The following is a 15249-nucleotide window of genomic DNA, read 5'->3' on the forward strand; positions in this document are numbered from 1 at the left end:
CCATTCCCAGCCCGCGACCGGTGGCGGCGTCCGGCGGCCCGACGGCCGGACGGCGAGCGCGGTCATCGCGAGACCCTCGTCGAACGGGGCACCAGCCGTGCGCGTTCAACGGCGTACCTGCCGGTCGCCAGGTAGCCGTAGAACAGCTTGCGCGCTAACTCTGGGCCGCCGTGCCAGTCGTGGCTAATGACCTGGACATCAGCGCTGCCGGCGCCCACACCGAGACCGCTCACCCACACGTTGCCGGCTTCGACCGCGCGAAAGAAGGCAGCGTGGTCGCTCAGGCGTGGCGGCACGGACGCGGTAAGTCCGTCGTCCGGCCGGTCCTGAAGAGGACACCTGTCGCCCTTGTCGCCCCCTTTGGCAGGGGGCATCTCACCATCGCGCGCTGTCACGCGGGTGACGTTATGAGCTGGGCAAACGCCGCACGGGTACGGTTTGTACCCTCACTCAATAGGCGGTCAGGCGGTCAGGCGGTCAGGCGACCAGGCCGACTCGCTGGCAGAGGTCGCGCACGGCGGCACGTTCGCCAGCGGGTGGCCGCTTCGACAAGTCAACCAGCAGGTCGCGAGCGAAGCCGTTGTAGCTGATCGTCTCGCTGGCCACCCGCTGCGCCCTGTCGAGCGTCGCCAGCACAGCGGGCCGCTCGTCCCGAAGCGCGTGGACCCGGGCGACTTCGATCAGGTGGCGGCTCCGCCTTGCCAGCGAGGGGATCGAGACGGGGTCCAGCGCTTCGACAGCCCGCCACGCTTCACCGACTCGGCGCAGCTCCACGCCGAGCGTCACCGCGTGCGCCTTCATCACACTCTGAGAGAACGAGGTTTGGGTGTGGCGATAGTCGGCACCAAGGCCATTGACGACGCGTTCGGCGGCCTCCCAGTGCGCCCACGCTTCGCCGTGGCGGCCGCGCCGGGCGTGCACGTAGGCGATCTCCGCGTCGAGCGCGCCGGCCATCCCGCGCCAATCGGCGGGCGCGCCGTCGAGATGGGGCAGCAGCTGGCGCTTCGCGTCCGTCGCCAGCGAGACTGCTTCGTCCCAACGCCCGGCATCACGCAGGGCCTGCACCATGGCCCACGCGCCGCCGGCGATCGCGTACGGGTCGTCTGCCTCCTGCGCCTCAGTCAATGCGCGGTCGGCAACCATCCAGACCAGCTCAGATGACGGCTGGTAGGCAACGTAGAAGTCAGCCAGCTGGTAGACGCCGGAGAGCACCCGCCGGGCCTCGCGCCGCTCGGGGCCGCGAAGCGCACGCACAGCCGTCTGCGCGTCCCCGATGAGGCCAGGCAGCAGTGTGCCGAGTTGGGTTCGGTGATCGGGCGATGAGTGCCGGACCAGCCAAGCCACGCGCAACCGCTCCGCCAGGTGAGGGACCGAGACTGGTTCCGGCGCGACGCTGATGCGGTATTCGGTGAGCGCGGACTGCACCGCGGACAACGCGGCATGGCGCTGACCCGCGTAGACCGTCACCGGAACGGCGTGGCCGTTGCCGGTCAGTTTCGCCAGATCTTCAAGTTCGAGAGCCTGCGCGATCCGCAGCAGCATCGGGAGCCGTGGCGTCTGCAGTCGCCCGCTCTCGACCGCCTTCAGCCACTCGGCGGACTTCCCGAGTAGACCGGCCAGCACCGGACGGGACATACCCACGCGCTCACGGTGCAGCTTGATCCTCTTGCCGACGGGCAACGCTTCGTCGTCGGTCACGTAGACCACCCTCATTCGCGGAGTCGACCTCTCCGCGTGCCCCCGGGAGCTACCCGGGGGCGTTCCCTCCGCGAAGAGGTGCACATCTCAGCCTACCCGGGCGGACCGTGGCGCAGGACGGGCGAATATCGCAGCGAAACCGTCACGTCGAGATCCGGCTGGCGATCTACGAAACAGCAGTCTTGGGAACCTCGATCCACACGGCCCGGTCGCGAAGGGTGCTGGCGGTGAGCACGCGTGATTCCTCGAACTCGCCGGGGCGACGCTCGTAGATCACGGTCATGTCGGGAAGGACGTGCCAACGATCGACGGCGTTGGGCTGGTCGGTGACGACGTAGGTTGTTGCGTTCGTCAGGTCTGGGGTGTCCATGTGCGTGCCTCAGCGCCGGTACCGGGTCGGTTTCTCTTCGAGCCGCATTTCTCGGAGTAGTCGGAGTGCCGCGTCTCGTCCCGGGACCTCCTCGGCGCTGCCGCTGGCGGCCCTGATGAGGTCCGCCAGTGCCATGCCGGCGGTACGGCCGAGCAGGCTGAGCCATTTCGCCATGTCGGGCGCATAGACTCCGTGGAAGGTGATCAGCGGATGACCGTCGGTGTCGCGCATCATGATCTCTTCCCCGGTGTTGTCGACCTGCCAGAACGGGACCCGCACGGCGACCGCGTGTACCTCGTCGGCGCGGCCCTTCATCCGCTTCGCGACCGCGGCGCGCTCAAGCTGACGCTCGTACTTCGTGACCATGACATGCTCCTTCGTACCGGCGCTGAACAGGCACTTTTCTTGTCTGCGCAGCACGGACGAATGTAGAACACATGTTCGATTCCGGCAACTCAAAGGGTGCGCGAACCGGGGTTATCGTGGACTCGTGGTGATCATGAGGAGGGAACTCGCCAGGTCGGCGTTCGACGGCCGGCGGCTGGAATGGCTGGTCGCCATCGCCGCCGGCGGACTCGCGCTGATGCTGTGGACGCTGCTGGACAGCGCCTGGCCATGGGTGCTCGCGCTCGGGGTACTGCTGCTTGCCGCGCTGGTCGGTGTCCGGCGCCCGGGAGCGCCGGCGGCCGGGCTGGTGGCGGCTGACGTGTGGTGGCTGCTGTCGGTGCCCTGGTGGGGCTGGTGCCTCGTCGTCGGCGTGGTGCTGGTCGCCGTCGCCGCGTGGTGGGCGTTGGCGCTCTACCGCGTTCGTCTCGTCGGCCGGGCCGTTGCGGGCCGTTCGCCCGCTCAGCCGCTCGTGCACGTGCCTGCCGCGGGGCCGGCAGAGCAAACCGCGCCGATTCCGCGTATTTCGGCTCGCCCTGGCTTGCCCGGCTGGAGGGGGCGGCCGGTCCGCCGCTGGCACCCGATCGCCGCCGCAGCGGCCGGCGTACTGGTGTTGACGGTGGGGATCGTTGGGCAGCAGTTGGCGGCCGCTGAGCTTGCCGACCGTCGTCAAGCCGAGCTGGACCAGGCGCACCAGGAAGCATTCAGCCGGATCATGCCGCACAGCGCCGCCTCGTTCGTCCAAGCGATGATCAAGTCGATCGCGGAGCGACAGCCAGCCGTCGCGTGCGCGATCCTCACCCCGCCGGCCAGGAGGGACTTCGCCGCCGCGCACGGGGCCGACGCGTGCGAGCACGCCGTGGACGCACTGTCCCGGCAAGTGCCCAACGGCGACGGCGTGGCGTACGAGAACGCTGCCTTGCTGCCGCTGCCGGGTTCGGCCACTGAGTACGGCCCAGCGGGGAAGTGGCTCCGGGTGGACGCGTGCGCGCTCTCGATCGACCCACCAACCGCGGGCCCGACCTCGCTGGGGATCTTCCAACTCGAGCTCACTGCGGGCGGTGGTGGCGGCTACCAGGCCACCGGGTACACCAGGTGTCTGTAGTCCGGCTGTTCGGCGGGACTGCTGTGTAGGCCAACGCAAACGGGTGCCCGCTCCCGCACTAGGGGTAGGCCGGCTACTTGGTTTCGGCGTGAGCAAAAGAGGTCCGGCTGGATCGCCGGGCGGCAACGGTGTTCGGCAGGGCGGAGTAGGTGGCTGCGACCGAATCATTCAACGCGTCGATCAGTTCGCGGAAGCGTTGGCACTCGGCGAGACTCTCCTGAATGTCAACTTTTTTGCGTGCCTGTTCGAAGCGCCCCGCGAAACTGTCGTAGCAATCCTTGACCTGCTTGATGCAATCTTTAACCACGGGATTGCTGATGATTAGGCCCGCGGCTGTCCGCGCGAATAGGAACTCCTTATCTGCGGCGTTGATTTTTTCAGTGGCCTGGGCCAGACGTTCCGCCGGCTTTCCATCAGGGTCTCCGTCATATTCGTCGCAGCGTACGATGTAGACCTGAGCGGCCCTGACCCATGGAATCGCAGCAGCAAGCATTGTGGCCGCGTGACCGAGCTCGTCCCTTCGGTGGGCCTCCTTCGTGTCGGCTTTAGCTCTCCACTGGGCGAAGACGTGCGTCATGAAAGCAGCAAGAATGGCCGCAACGACCGGAATGATCAGCGTGACGATCGTCGGTGTAGACGATGGCGACGGGGGAAGGTTGACGATCACGTCTGGCGAAGTGGGGCTGCCGACGGTGATCGTGAAGGGCGGTTGCTGCACCATAGTGGAGGACTCTAAACGTCCGGCGCGACTGACGCACGAGGCTCGCGGGTGACCTGCACGGTTGCAGTCGACGTGGTCAGGGGGTCTCAGTGGCCGCAAATGGCCCGGATTCGCGAGCAGGTTTTGGCGACGATCGAGTTCGGGGTGGCAACCGTCGCCAAACCTCGGGTTGTGGCCGAGTAACGCCTATGGAACGCCCGGACTGTCACACCTGTCACGCTGTCACTCAGTTGAAACAGGTCCCTGACCAGAAAATACGGTTCCCGCAGGTCAGCGGAGAGACGGGTTCGCACCTTTGCAACGCGGTGGTCAGGTGGGTTTGCGGACGAGGCCGGTGTAGGCGGCGATGGCGAGGGTTGCCAGGCCCCAGAGGAGGGCTTGGAGTGCCCAGAGGATGGCTGTGAAGGTTTGGCCCCAGCCGGTGGTGGTGTCGAGGTCGCAGTGGGCGCGAATGCCGGTGGTGCCGAGGGGGAGACCACGGTCGATGCCGAGGCCGATGAGTTCGACGGGTGAGCAGGGTGTGCCCGGGTCCGTGGGTTTTGCGGTGGGGGGTAGGACGCGTTCGGCGGCGTGGTGGTCGGGGTGGGTGGTGACGTGCCCGGCGAGCAGGCTGAGTGTGGCGGCGAGGGTGAGGATGACGGCGAGGGCGGTGGCGAGGCGGTGGGCGCGGTAGCCGTAGCGGCCGAGCCAGCCCCAGAGCGCGTGTCGCGCGCGCGCGAGCCGGTTGCCCAGAGCCTCGGGGGTGCGTCGGCGGAGGTCGTGTTGCTGGGTGATCAGGACTTCGCGGGCGTTGTTGTCGTGGCCGGCGGCGCATTCGGTTGCGGCGAGTTGCTGGAAGGGTTGGGGCCAGTAGGTGAGGGTGTGGTGAACCAGCAGGTGCAGCCATTGACGCCACGATGTTTCACGCAGGATGGGGTAAGTCAATCCGTGGACTGTGAGGGTGCGGTCGCTGTCGGGGCAGCCATGCCGGCTCATCCCCTCCTGACCGGCCGGGCACACCACCGCCGCTGGGAACAGCAACGCCCCGGTGGTCTGCGCCTCATGCAGTACTAGGAGTGGGCCCGAGCTGTTGTCCAGTCCGGAGACCAGCAGGACAGCTTGGCCGCCGATGTGGGCGCCGAGCAGCCGGATCGCGCCGTGTTCTCCGGTGCCGGTGACGGTGGCGTCCCGCATGTGCAGGCTGCTGTCGGTGCGGAGGCGGTCGGCGTGCAGGGCGGGACCGGTGGTGTTGGTGATGGCGGCCCGATCGAGTACGAGTGGGCCGCCGATGTGGGCGCCGAGCAGCCGGATCGCGCCGAGTTCTCCGGTGCCGGTGACGGTGGCGTCCCGCATGTGCACGCTGCTGTCGGTGCGGAGGCCGTCGGCGTGCAGCGCGGGACCGGTGGTGTTGGTGATAGTGGCTCGGCTGAGGCCGAGTTCAGCGCCGATGTGGGCATCGGACAGTCGAACTGCGCCGAGTTCTCCGGTGCCGGTGATGGTGGCGTCCCGCATGTGCAGGCTGCTGTCGGTGCGGAGGCCGTCGGCGTACAGGTGGGTGAGTAGGCAGTGGTTCAGGTACAGGCAGCGAAGGCGCGCGTATCGGCAAACGACGCCGTTCGGTAGCGCACATCGGTACAAGTCCAGACCGGTGATGGCGGTGACGTGATCGAGGTCGAGCCGTCCGACGACCCGCACACCCGCTATCCGGATTCCGCGGGGATCGAGGTCACCGTGCAAGCCTCGGAGCAGTTCGCGGAGGAGATCCGCTCGTATCCGCATTTCGGGGTCGTCGGTGACCGCCAGCTCCTCCACCGTCATCGCGGTGGCGGGTCTGGCGACTTCCCCGCGGCGCGCGGTGTTGACCACCCGTTGCTCGAACTCGGTTAGGTCAGTCAGCACGGGTGAGGGCTGCGTCTCGTCCACGCCATCAATGTCGATGACACGCTACCGAATGTGACATCTGAAACCCACCTCCTCGCGGCGGGCACCCTTCTTGGACGTGCCCGCAGCCAAGACGGTCAACTCGGGGGAATGACGAGCTGCTGCGTGCGTTGCGGTACGTCCGCGCCGAGGTTACCCGCGGAGCCTGCTGCGGCTCGGTGTGACAGCTGCGGCGTGTCGAGGCTGTCACACCTGTCACTCTGTCACTCGACTCCGTCTGACCTGCGGGTTTGGGTGTGACAGGTGAGTGATACCTTCGGTAACTGCTTTCTCCCCACTCTAATTCTATGTCTCTGCAGTCACCGGAAGACCGAAAGCGGCTGAAACACCGGGGGCCCCGCGTGTTTCAGCCACTTGTGTCCCCACGTGCCCCTTGCGTGCCCGTTGCCGGGGGAGTGCGCGGGGAATCACGGGGAACGACAGGCCGTGCAGAGCGCTGACCAGGGAGCGAAGGTTTCGCAGGTGAGCAGCGAGACGGGTTCGCACCTTTGCAACGCGGTGGTCAGGTCGCTGACCGAACAGAACGAGCAACTACGTCGTCAACTTGAATGCGCCTACGCTGAGATCCGACGACTTGAAGCACAAGTACCGAGAAGATCCGCGACATCCTGCACCTGAGCACTAGGCAAGACAACGCGTCATGCCACCGCTCAAGCAACTTGCCTGACGACGCTGGCCATAATTTCGTCCTCAACCGAGCTCGCCCGACGGCTCAACCGACACCTATGACAGCGGACACTTAGAGTGAGATGTCATCTACTGAGAGACATAGTTGCTGCACGGAGCAATGGTCGAGCAAAGCGCGGCGGCCTCTCGCGGCCAAACGAGAGGCCGCCAGCGCTGATGAGGATCTCGTCCAGGCAACGGAGCAAGTACCTCTGATCTAGTTATAGGTAGCCTGGCCCCTCTGTCCGGACAGGATGCGTCAACGAGGAGAGAAGTTTTCTAGAGTCGCCGGGCTCCAGGCGCCCAGGTCATGTCGTTATGGCCACGGTTGCCGATGCGGTCACGGTCCGGCGGCACCCGGGCAGGCGGCCCTGCGCGGAGGCAGTGCCGTTGCCCAGCATGTGGGATATGCGGCCGCGCCTGCGGGCCGCAGGAGTGCGCTTCCGGCAACTGAGTTAGGAGAGGCTTGAGGTCTCTTCGGGAGCGCAGGCCAGTTTCAAGCTGTCGTAAAATTGTTGAAGGTCTGACACTGCGCCCTTGGAGTGGGGATTGGGACGATTCACGTCTGGGAACTCTGTTCGAATCGCATCCAGAACCCTTCGGGTGACGCGAGCCCGCTTTGACATCCAGGACACCCTATCTTCTCTATCCACATCCACATCGATGTGGTCGAGAATAATGTCGAGCATGTTGTGGGGAATCTTGGGTGAGGGTCGATAGAGTGCAGGGAAGCGCGAGTCCTCGAAAGTCTTCCGCGCGTTGTCGATAATTCCCTTGATCGTAACGGCCATTTCCAATGTTCCCACCCCCCATTGCTGGAGGTGCTGCCAAGTCTCGATCAGAGTCGTAGTTTTAGTGAACTCTTCATTGGTAAGGTCGATGCTCCTGCGGGCGCGGTCCTTCCGGATCTTTTTGCGAGCGCGCGCCAACATCTTGCGAACGGCATCTGGGGTCGCATCGATTGCGGAGGCGATTTCGCCATGAGTCAGCCCTGCGCCATGCAATAAGAGTATGTGCCGCTCGCGTTCCGTGACGCGGGCGAGCACTTCCATGAGCTCCAACTTGGCAAGAGTCTGACGCTCAGGATCCACTCCCTCGGAAGACGTGGCTGCAGTCAGCTGCTGGACATCGTCGGGCATGGCGTCGACGAGAACTTCGTTCAAGGCCTTCAATCGTGCGGCTCGGGAAACCTTTCGCAGCCCGGAGGGGAACTCGCGAATGCAGGCGTTGATGAACGTGGTGCTAATTGATGCCAACCCGGGGCGCCACCGCTGTTCGCCGAGCAAGAATTGGGACATGAATAGTCTTCCAGCTTCGGCTATTACATCCATAACAAGGTCCATTTGGTCGACGTCAGACAACCGTCGGAGCTCGCTGGGAGGTATTGGACGTCCGATTTGCATAACCTTGTTAACGATTTGTCCCGACTTGACAAGGTCGCGCATGACTGGAATTGCGTATCTATACAAACGGGTCATTAAAAGCTGGGCTTCTTGGCTGCTTGAGCCTTTGTCTCGGACTACGCGGACAAGTTCCGCTTCACTCCGGAGTCGGGCTTCGTCGCGGAATCCGCGACTGAGATTGTGTGAGTCAGACATGACTATCCGCCTCCCGCTGCTCGACTCCAGGCAAGGCGCCCGAACGCGGTTGCCTGTCCGAGTAACCCCGCATCACGCAGATCGGCGACACCGCCTGCACCGCCTCCATTCGGAGGCGGTGCAGGCGAAGCGGTCGTGCTACCGGGGGTGATCATCGGTGTCGGCGGCCCTTGGCCGCGTCCTTCAGCAGGATCTGCAACATCGCCAAGTCGATGACGGTGCCGTCCTTGGCTACGACCGCGGCGGTCGACGATTCGACCGCATGGATCTCCGAAGCGCACGCGATGAAGTAGGCCTTCACGACGGCCCAGTTGGGCACCCGCTGGCCGGTTCCCGCGCGGAACATCACCGTGTGGTGGTACATCGCACGGCTTCCAAGCTCTCTCCACGTCAGGTCGGCAAGCTCTCGCAGCTCGCCCAGAACCTGGGCGAGCTGCGAGAGTGGAACCTGACCCTTGTCCCGGGTCATGGTGGAGGCGCCGCTCAGGTGTTCTCGGCGCCCGGGTCACCGAGCTTGTCGACCACCACCGCGGCCAGCGCGGCGCAGCCGGCGACCGCGGCGACCGCGGCCGCCGGGTCGACCCCGGCGATCACCATCTTCACGACGGCCGCCACGGACACGCCGAAGACCACGAACCAGATGAACCAGCGGCCGCGGCGCTTCACCGCCGACACGCAGGTGCGCAGCGGCGGCAGGGGCCACCACAGGACGCAGCCCACGAAGGCCAGCACCTTCCGCACGGCGGAAAGGATCTTGCTCACGATGATCTTCCTTTGCTCGAAACGTTGCCTGGACTCCCTGGTCGCGTTCACGGGCGTCTGCGCCCCGGAGAACCGGAGTGCCTCGTTGGCAGCGAGACCCGAGCACGAAACCAGTGCCGAAACTCTGACAGACCCGCTTCCGTTCCGCCAGCCGACAAGCACATTTCGGGCGATCTGGCAACACGGATGGCAACACGCCGATCCACAAAGGTCCATGCGCAGCTGCGTCGCGGACACGTTCACGACGCAAAGTTCCTGCTCAGGAGCCCCTAAGTCGAGGAGCTGGAGATAACCGCGGTGACATGAGCCAGGTCGAGCTCTCCGGCAACCCGCACACCCACTACCCGGATTCCGCGGGGGTCGAGGTCACCGTGCAGGCCGCGGAGCAGTTCGCGGAGCAGATCGGCTCGCACCTGCAGTTCGGAGTCGTCGGTGACCGCCAGTTCCTCCACCGTCATCGTGGTGGCGGGTTTGGCGACTTCCCCGCGGCGGGCGGTGTCGACCACCTACCGCTCAAGCTCGGTCAGGTCGGTCAGCACGGGTGAGGGCTGCGTCTCGTCCACACCACCACAGTCGATTACACGCTAAGAAATGTGACACTTGACGGCCCCACGCAGTAGACGCACCTTTCCTGGACGTGGCCGCATCCAAGGCTGGCGGAATTCGGGGATGACATGCCCGGTCGGTGCGTTGCGGCACGTTCCGAAACCGGGGACCCGGGGACACCTGCGGAGACTGCCGCGGCTCGGTGTGACACGTGCAGAGTGTCGAGGCTGTCACACCTGTCACTCTGTCACTTCACTGGAACTGACCTGCGGCTTTAGGAGTGACAGGGGAGTGACACCTTCGGTGGCGGCTCTTCTCCCACACTAACGGTATGTCTCAGTAGTCACCGGGCAGAGAAAAGAAGCTGGAACACCGGGGAGTTGGCCACAACCACGTGTTCCAGCCGCGTGTGCCCCTGCGTGCCCCTCGCGTGCCCGTTGCCGGGGGAGCGCGCGGGGAACATCGGGGAACGACGGACCGTGTAGGACCCTGAACGGGGGATACGGGTTTCGCTGGTCAGCGGTGAGTCGGGTTCGCACCTTTGCAAGGCGGGGGTCAGGGGTTCGATTCCCCTCAGCTCCACAGTTGAATGGCTCGTACTCGCCCAGGGTGCGGGCCATTTTTCACGTCCGGCGGCGGTGTCAGGGGCCGTGTCAGGTCAGGGTCAGGTCGGTGTCAGGCCCGCTGATCACAGTGGTTCCCATGACAGACCTGGCGATCATGGCTTCCGGGTTGCGGAAGGCCTACCAAGACAAAGTCGTGCTCGACGGCATCGATCTCGATGTTCGTGCGGGCAGTGTCTTCTCCCTGCTCGGCCCGAACGGGGCCGGCAAGACCACCACGGTGAACGTCCTGACCACGCTGGCCGGCGCCGACGGCGGGTCCGTCCGCGTCGCCGGGCATGACGTCGCGACCGAGGCCAAGGCCGTCCGGGCCGCGATCGGCGTCACCGGGCAGTTCGCGGCCGTCGACGAGCTGCTGACCGGGCAGGAGAACCTGCAGCTGATGGTGGACCTCCACCGGGGCCCCGCCGGCAAACGGACCGTCGACGAGCTGCTGGAACGCTTCGAACTGACGGAGTCGGCGCGGAAACCCGCGTCGACCTACTCCGGCGGGATGCGCCGGAAGCTCGACCTGGCCATGACCCTCGTCGGCCACCCGCGAATCATCTTCCTCGACGAGCCGACCACGGGTCTCGACCCGCGGAGCCGCCGCACGATGTGGTCCCTCATCCGCGAGCTCGTCGCCGACGGCGTGACCATCTTCCTCACCACCCAGTACCTCGAGGAAGCCGACCAGCTCGCCGATCGGATCGCGGTTCTCGACCAGGGCCGCCTGGTCGCCCAGGGCACCCCGGACGAGCTCAAGCGCCGGATCCCCGGCACCCACGTCCGGCTGCGCTTCACCACCGCCGCCGAACTCGACGCCGCCGCTCGTGTCCTCGCCGGCTCCACCCGGGACGACGAGGGGATGGTCCTGCGCGTTCCCGGTGACGGCGGCACGAAATCCCTGCGGACGCTGCTCGACCGGCTCGACGAGTACGCGATCGCCGCCGGCGAACTGTCCGTCCACACCCCCGATCTCGACGACGTTTTCCTCGCCCTCACGGGCCACACCACGGAGGTGCTCGCGAAATGAAATCTCCCTCGATCGTGATGCTGCGGCGCAACTTCAAGCACATCGCCCGGAACCCGACGTCGGTGTTCAACGCGGTCCTGATGCCGATCGTGATCATGCTGATGTTCGTCTACATGCTCGGAGACGCTTTCGACGTCGGTGTCGACTACGTCGACTACGCGACGCCGGGCCTGATGCTGCTGGCCGTTTGCTACGGCCTCGGCGCCACCGCGACGTCGGTGAACTCCGACATGACCAAGGGCATCATCAACCGCTTCAAGGTCATGGACGTCTCCCGCGGCGCGGTCCTGACCGGGCACGTCGTCGCCAGCGTGCTGACCAACCTCGTCGCCATCGCCGCCCTTGTCGGCGTGGCTTTCTTACTGGGGTTCAGCCCGTCGGCGAGTTTCCTCGACTGGCTCGGCGTGGCCGGCATCGTCGTCCTGCTCGCCTTCGCGGCCGGCTGGCTGACGATCGCTTTGGGGCTGGCGGCGAAATCCGTGGAAACGGCGGGTCTCGCCACCGTGCCGCTGGTCATGTTGCCGTTCTTCAGCAGCGCGATCGCCCCGGCCGACAAGATGGGGCAGGGCCTCCGGCAGTTCGCGGAGTACCAGCCGTTCACGCCCATCATCGAAACCGTGCGCGGGCTGCTGAACGGCACACCGTCCACCGGCTACGCGATCGCCGCGATCGCCTGGTGCGCCGGCATCGCTGTCGTCGGCTACCTGTGGGCCTCCGCCACGTTCAAGAAGCGAGCGTGACGGCGATCAGCTCGTGCCGGCTCGCCTGCGCACCTTCCCGCGTCGCCTCGGTGAACCGCGTGTCACCGAGGCGGCGTCGCGTGGTTTCCTCGATCCGCGCGACGTCCGGTTTGGACAGATCCGGCAGCCCGCGCACCACGGTGCTCGCCGCGAGCAGTCGCGCGGCTTGCTCGTACTCCTCTTGCCGCAGCGCCAAATCCGCGACGCCGACCACGGCATCCGCGATCATGGGCACGTATCCGGTCTCGTCCGCCGCCGCACAGGCCGCCTCGTAGAGTCCGCGCGCTTCGTCGAGATCGCCGGCTACGTAACCCAGCAGGACAAGAGCGGTCGCGCGGAGGTGTGGCTGCTCCGCTTCTTCGCCGAGCACGGCACGCATGACGCCGATTTGCCGGCGTGCCTCCTCGGCATCGCCGTCCCAGCGGGCGAGTTCCGCTTTCGACAGGGCCAGCACGGCCAGCGTGCCCGGCCAGGTGACGCCGTCCGCGTGCCGCCGGGCCTCGGCGATGGCGGCCGCGCTGGAATCCTTGTCGCCCAGCAGCCAGTAGTGCTGTGCCTGGCGTGACCGCATCCGGATCACGTCGTCGACGGCGCCGATTTCGGTGACCGCCGCGATCGCCTGTTCGAGGTGCTCGCATGCCCGGGCGAACTCACCGCGCGTGGCGACCAGGTCGGCCAATTCGGCCAGGGCGAAGGAGATCCCGAACCGCTCGCCGATCGCGCGGAACTCGGTCAACGCCGTCTCGAGGTACTCCTCGGCCTCCCGCCCGCCTTGGCCGAAGATGACCCGCATCTTGCCGAGCTGCAGCCGGGCCAGCGCGCGAACCCAGGGATCCTCGTCCGCCAGCGCCGGCTCGAACGCGGACAACGCCGCTTCGGGTCCCTGCAAAAGACGTTCCATCGCGACGACCAGCCCCAGCCCCGGGTGCCCGCCCTGGATGTTCCGGCTGAAGCGGTACGCCTGGTGGATCCACTCCGCGGACTGGCGTTCGTCGCCCGGCCCGGAGTTCACGAACATCGAGATGATGGCGTACACCGTCGCCCGGAGCTCGTCGGTGACCTCGCCGGGCGTGCGCGCGGCCGTGGTGAGCAGCTCCATGCCTTCGGACTTGTGGCCGCCCAGCCACCAGTACCAGCCGGCCCCCGCCGCGAGCCGCATCGCCGCCTGCGCGTCGCCCGCCGTGAGCGCCCCGCGCATCGCCGCGGCGAGGTTGTCGTGCTCGGCTTCGAGCGTGGCGAGCCACTCCAGCTGTTCGGCGCGACGGAGGTGCGGTTCGGCGGTTTCGGCGAGCTCGGTGAAGTACGCGAGGTGCGCCCGGCGCGTCGAATCCGCTTCCCCAGCTTCGGTGAGCCGTTGCTCCGCGTACTCCTTGATCGTGCCGAGCATCCGGTAGCGCGGCGCTTCCTCGCCGTCGGCGACGACCAGCGACTTCTCGGTCAACGCCGTCAGGACGTCTTCGACCGCGTCGTCCCCGCAGACCCGTTCGGCGGCTTCCAGGCCCGTACCACCGGAGAACACCGACAGCCGGCGCAGCACCGTTCGCTCGTCGTCGGCGAGCAGTTCCCAGCTCCAGTCGATCACCGCGCGCAGCGTGCGGTGCCGCGGCAGCGCGGTGCGGCTCCCGCCGGTCAGCAGGCGGAACCGGTCGTCGAGCCGGTTGGCGAGCTGATCGAGGGACATCGTCCGCAGCCGGGCCGCGGCCAGTTCGATGGCCAGGGGCATGCCGTCCAGCGCCCGGCAGATGCGTGCCAGAGCCGGGGATGCGTTGAGGGCTAGGTCCTTGCGCACGGCGCCGGCCCGGTCCCGCAGCAGCCGCACGGCCGGAGCGTTCTCGATCTCGACGGCGTCGGCGTTCTCCCCGGGCAGGGCCAGCGGTGCGACCGGCCACAGCGACTCCCCGGTGATGCCGAGGGGTTCCCGGCTCGTCGCGAGGACCCGCAGCCGGCGGCATTCGCCGAGCACGCGGTGGGCGAACTCCGCCGCGGCCTCGATCACGTGCTCGCAGTTGTCCAGAATCAGCAGCGTTTCCCGCTCGCGGAGCGCGGCGACGACCCGGTCCACCGGCTCCGCGTCCGGTCCCTCGCCGAGCAGGACGTCCCGCAGGCCGAGGGCGGAGAGCGTCGCCTGCGCGGGGTCACCCTCGGCGCGGATGGCCGCGAGCTCCACCACCCAGGCGCCGTCCGGCAGGTCACCGAGCAGGGTGCGCGCGGTTTCCGTGGCCAGCCTGGTCTTTCCCGAACCGCCCGGCCCGATCAGGGTGGTGAGGCGGTGGCCGGCGACGAGCTCGCGGACCGCGGCGACGTCGGCGTCCTTGCCGACGAAGCTGGTCAGCTCGGCCCGCAGGTTGGTTTTCCGGTTCTCCTCACGCCGTCCCAGCTCGCCCCGCAGCAGCGCGACGTGCAGCTCGGACAGCTCGGGTGACGGGTCGACGCCCAGGGTGTCGGCCAGCGTTTCCCTCGTGCGCTCGTAGACGAGCAGTGCCTCGGTGTCGCGCCCGGTCGCGACGAGGGCGCGCATCAACGCGACGACCAGCCGTTCCCGCATCGGGTTCGCGGCCACCAGGTCGGTCAGTTCCGTGACCAGGTCCGCGCCGCAGCCGAGGCGGACCTCCGCGTCGAACCGGTCCTCCAGCGCGGCCAGGCGCAGGCCCTCGAGCCGGGTGACCGCCGCGCCGAACGCCGGGCTCTCCGGCAGCTCGACGTCCTGCATGGCCGCGCCGCGCCACAGCGCCAGTGCGTCCCGCAGCTGCCGTGGGTCCTGGCGGGCCTGGCCGACGAGGTGCTCGAACCGCACGGCGTCGACGGCGTCGGGCGCCACCAGCAGCCGGTAGCCGGTCGGCCTGCCGTCGACCGACCCGTCCGGCAGGGCCTTCCGCAGCCGGGAAACCAAGCGCTGCAAGGCGTTCGCCGCTTCGGCGGGTGGACGCTCGCCCCAGATCCAGTCGACGAGCGTCGCTTTCGGGACCACCTGACCCGGTTCGAGCGCGAGGGCGACCAGCAGTCCCCGCAACCGGGCGCCCGGCACGTCGGCGAGCGCGCCGTCGTCCAGCCGTATTTCGAAGGGCCCCAGGATCCCGATCCGCACCCGGCCGATCTTGCCA

The 15249-nt window shown here is 67.2% G+C and carries 14 protein-coding genes; 4 read left to right on the plus strand and 10 right to left on the minus strand.

Going from position 1 to position 15249, the window contains the following annotated elements; all coding sequences use genetic code 11:
• Nucleotides 1-62 precede the first annotated feature (62 nt).
• From A3CE_RS56675 to A3CE_RS53595, 4 genes are all read right to left on the minus strand, one after another.
• Entirely contained in the window at nt 63-395 is a 333-nt protein-coding gene (locus A3CE_RS56675; protein WP_125592483.1) for a hypothetical protein, read from the minus strand.
• An 82-nt stretch (nt 396-477) separates the two neighbouring features.
• A complete protein-coding gene (locus tag A3CE_RS0123645; RefSeq protein ID WP_020642590.1) occupies nt 478-1707 on the minus strand; it encodes a helix-turn-helix domain-containing protein in 1230 nt (409 codons plus the stop codon).
• Between the two features lie 157 nt (nt 1708-1864).
• Nucleotides 1865-2068 carry a hypothetical protein gene (locus A3CE_RS0123650; protein WP_020642591.1) on the minus strand — a complete coding sequence of 68 codons (204 nt, stop codon included), beginning with the start codon at nt 2066-2068 and terminating at the stop codon, nt 1865-1867.
• 9 nt (nt 2069-2077) lie between these two features.
• Entirely contained in the window at nt 2078-2488 is a 411-nt protein-coding gene (locus A3CE_RS53595; RefSeq protein WP_125592485.1) for a hypothetical protein, read from the minus strand.
• Between the two features lie 70 nt (nt 2489-2558).
• Here A3CE_RS53595 and A3CE_RS53600 point away from each other — a divergent pair, with 70 nt between their 5' ends.
• On the plus strand, nt 2559-3557 hold the full coding sequence (locus A3CE_RS53600; protein ID WP_125592487.1) for a hypothetical protein: 999 nt from the start codon (nt 2559-2561) through the stop codon (nt 3555-3557).
• Between the two features lie 73 nt (nt 3558-3630).
• On the opposite strand, the gene A3CE_RS0123665 is transcribed toward A3CE_RS53600, so the two are convergent.
• The 5 genes from A3CE_RS0123665 to A3CE_RS0123685 all read right to left on the minus strand — a co-directional run bounded on the left by A3CE_RS0123665 (nt 3631) and on the right by A3CE_RS0123685 (nt 9224).
• Nucleotides 3631-4278 (minus strand): hypothetical protein, encoded by a 648-nt coding sequence (locus tag A3CE_RS0123665; protein WP_020642594.1) that lies wholly within the window; start codon nt 4276-4278, stop codon nt 3631-3633.
• 309 nt (nt 4279-4587) lie between these two features.
• Entirely contained in the window at nt 4588-6156 is a 1569-nt protein-coding gene (locus A3CE_RS51585) for a hypothetical protein (RefSeq protein ID WP_245589579.1), read from the minus strand.
• A 1163-nt stretch (nt 6157-7319) separates the two neighbouring features.
• Nucleotides 7320-8162: an RNA polymerase sigma factor gene (locus A3CE_RS0123675; RefSeq protein ID WP_020642598.1), complete on the minus strand. Its 843-nt coding sequence runs from the start codon at nt 8160-8162 to the stop codon at nt 7320-7322.
• A gap of 451 nt (nt 8163-8613) precedes the next feature.
• Entirely contained in the window at nt 8614-8931 is a 318-nt protein-coding gene (locus A3CE_RS0123680; protein WP_125592489.1) for a hypothetical protein, read from the minus strand.
• Nucleotides 8932-8945: 14 nt separating this feature from the next.
• Nucleotides 8946-9224 carry a hypothetical protein gene (locus A3CE_RS0123685; protein WP_020642600.1) on the minus strand — a complete coding sequence of 93 codons (279 nt, stop codon included), beginning with the start codon at nt 9222-9224 and terminating at the stop codon, nt 8946-8948.
• Between the two features lie 302 nt (nt 9225-9526).
• Here A3CE_RS0123685 and A3CE_RS57450 point away from each other — a divergent pair, with 302 nt between their 5' ends.
• The 3 genes from A3CE_RS57450 to A3CE_RS0123705 all read left to right on the plus strand — a co-directional run bounded on the left by A3CE_RS57450 (nt 9527) and on the right by A3CE_RS0123705 (nt 12148).
• Complete coding sequence (locus A3CE_RS57450; protein WP_020642601.1) at nt 9527-9769, plus strand: hypothetical protein; 243 nt, start codon at nt 9527-9529, stop codon at nt 9767-9769.
• A gap of 703 nt (nt 9770-10472) precedes the next feature.
• The gene (locus tag A3CE_RS0123700) at nt 10473-11408 is read left to right on the plus strand and encodes a daunorubicin resistance protein DrrA family ABC transporter ATP-binding protein (RefSeq protein ID WP_020642602.1); all 936 of its coding nucleotides are present in this window, start codon (nt 10473-10475) and stop codon (nt 11406-11408) included.
• Nucleotides 11405-12148 (plus strand): ABC transporter permease, encoded by a 744-nt coding sequence (locus tag A3CE_RS0123705; protein WP_026468790.1) that lies wholly within the window; start codon nt 11405-11407, stop codon nt 12146-12148. The genes A3CE_RS0123700 and A3CE_RS0123705 overlap by 4 nt, the downstream gene beginning before the upstream one ends.
• Here A3CE_RS0123705 and A3CE_RS0123710 read toward each other — a convergent pair.
• Entirely contained in the window at nt 12132-15233 is a 3102-nt protein-coding gene (locus A3CE_RS0123710; protein ID WP_020642604.1) for an ATP-binding protein, read from the minus strand. The genes A3CE_RS0123705 and A3CE_RS0123710 overlap by 17 nt on opposite strands.
• Nucleotides 15234-15249 lie beyond the last annotated feature (16 nt).

This window comes from Amycolatopsis balhimycina FH 1894, assembly GCF_000384295.1.
In the GTDB taxonomy this organism is placed as follows: Bacteria; Actinomycetota; Actinomycetes; order Mycobacteriales; family Pseudonocardiaceae; genus Amycolatopsis; species Amycolatopsis balhimycina.

Excerpts from the sequence above, each read along its gene's own strand:
- A3CE_RS0123675 (WP_020642598.1), bottom strand. The coding sequence starts at position 8,162 with ATGTCCCAATTCTTGCTCGGCGAACAGCGGTGGCGCCCCGGGTTGGCA.
- A3CE_RS0123650 (WP_020642591.1), bottom strand. The coding sequence starts at position 2,068 with ATGGACACCCCAGACCTGACGAACGCAACAACCTACGTCGTCACCGAC.
- A3CE_RS0123700 (WP_020642602.1), top strand. The coding sequence starts at position 10,473 with ATGACAGACCTGGCGATCATGGCTTCCGGGTTGCGGAAGGCCTACCAA.
- A3CE_RS0123680 (WP_125592489.1), bottom strand. The coding sequence starts at position 8,931 with ATGACCCGGGACAAGGGTCAGGTTCCACTCTCGCAGCTCGCCCAGGTT.
- A3CE_RS57450 (WP_020642601.1), top strand. The coding sequence starts at position 9,527 with ATGAGCCAGGTCGAGCTCTCCGGCAACCCGCACACCCACTACCCGGAT.
- A3CE_RS0123705 (WP_026468790.1), top strand. The coding sequence starts at position 11,405 with ATGAAATCTCCCTCGATCGTGATGCTGCGGCGCAACTTCAAGCACATC.
- A3CE_RS0123665 (WP_020642594.1), bottom strand. The coding sequence starts at position 4,278 with ATGGTGCAGCAACCGCCCTTCACGATCACCGTCGGCAGCCCCACTTCG.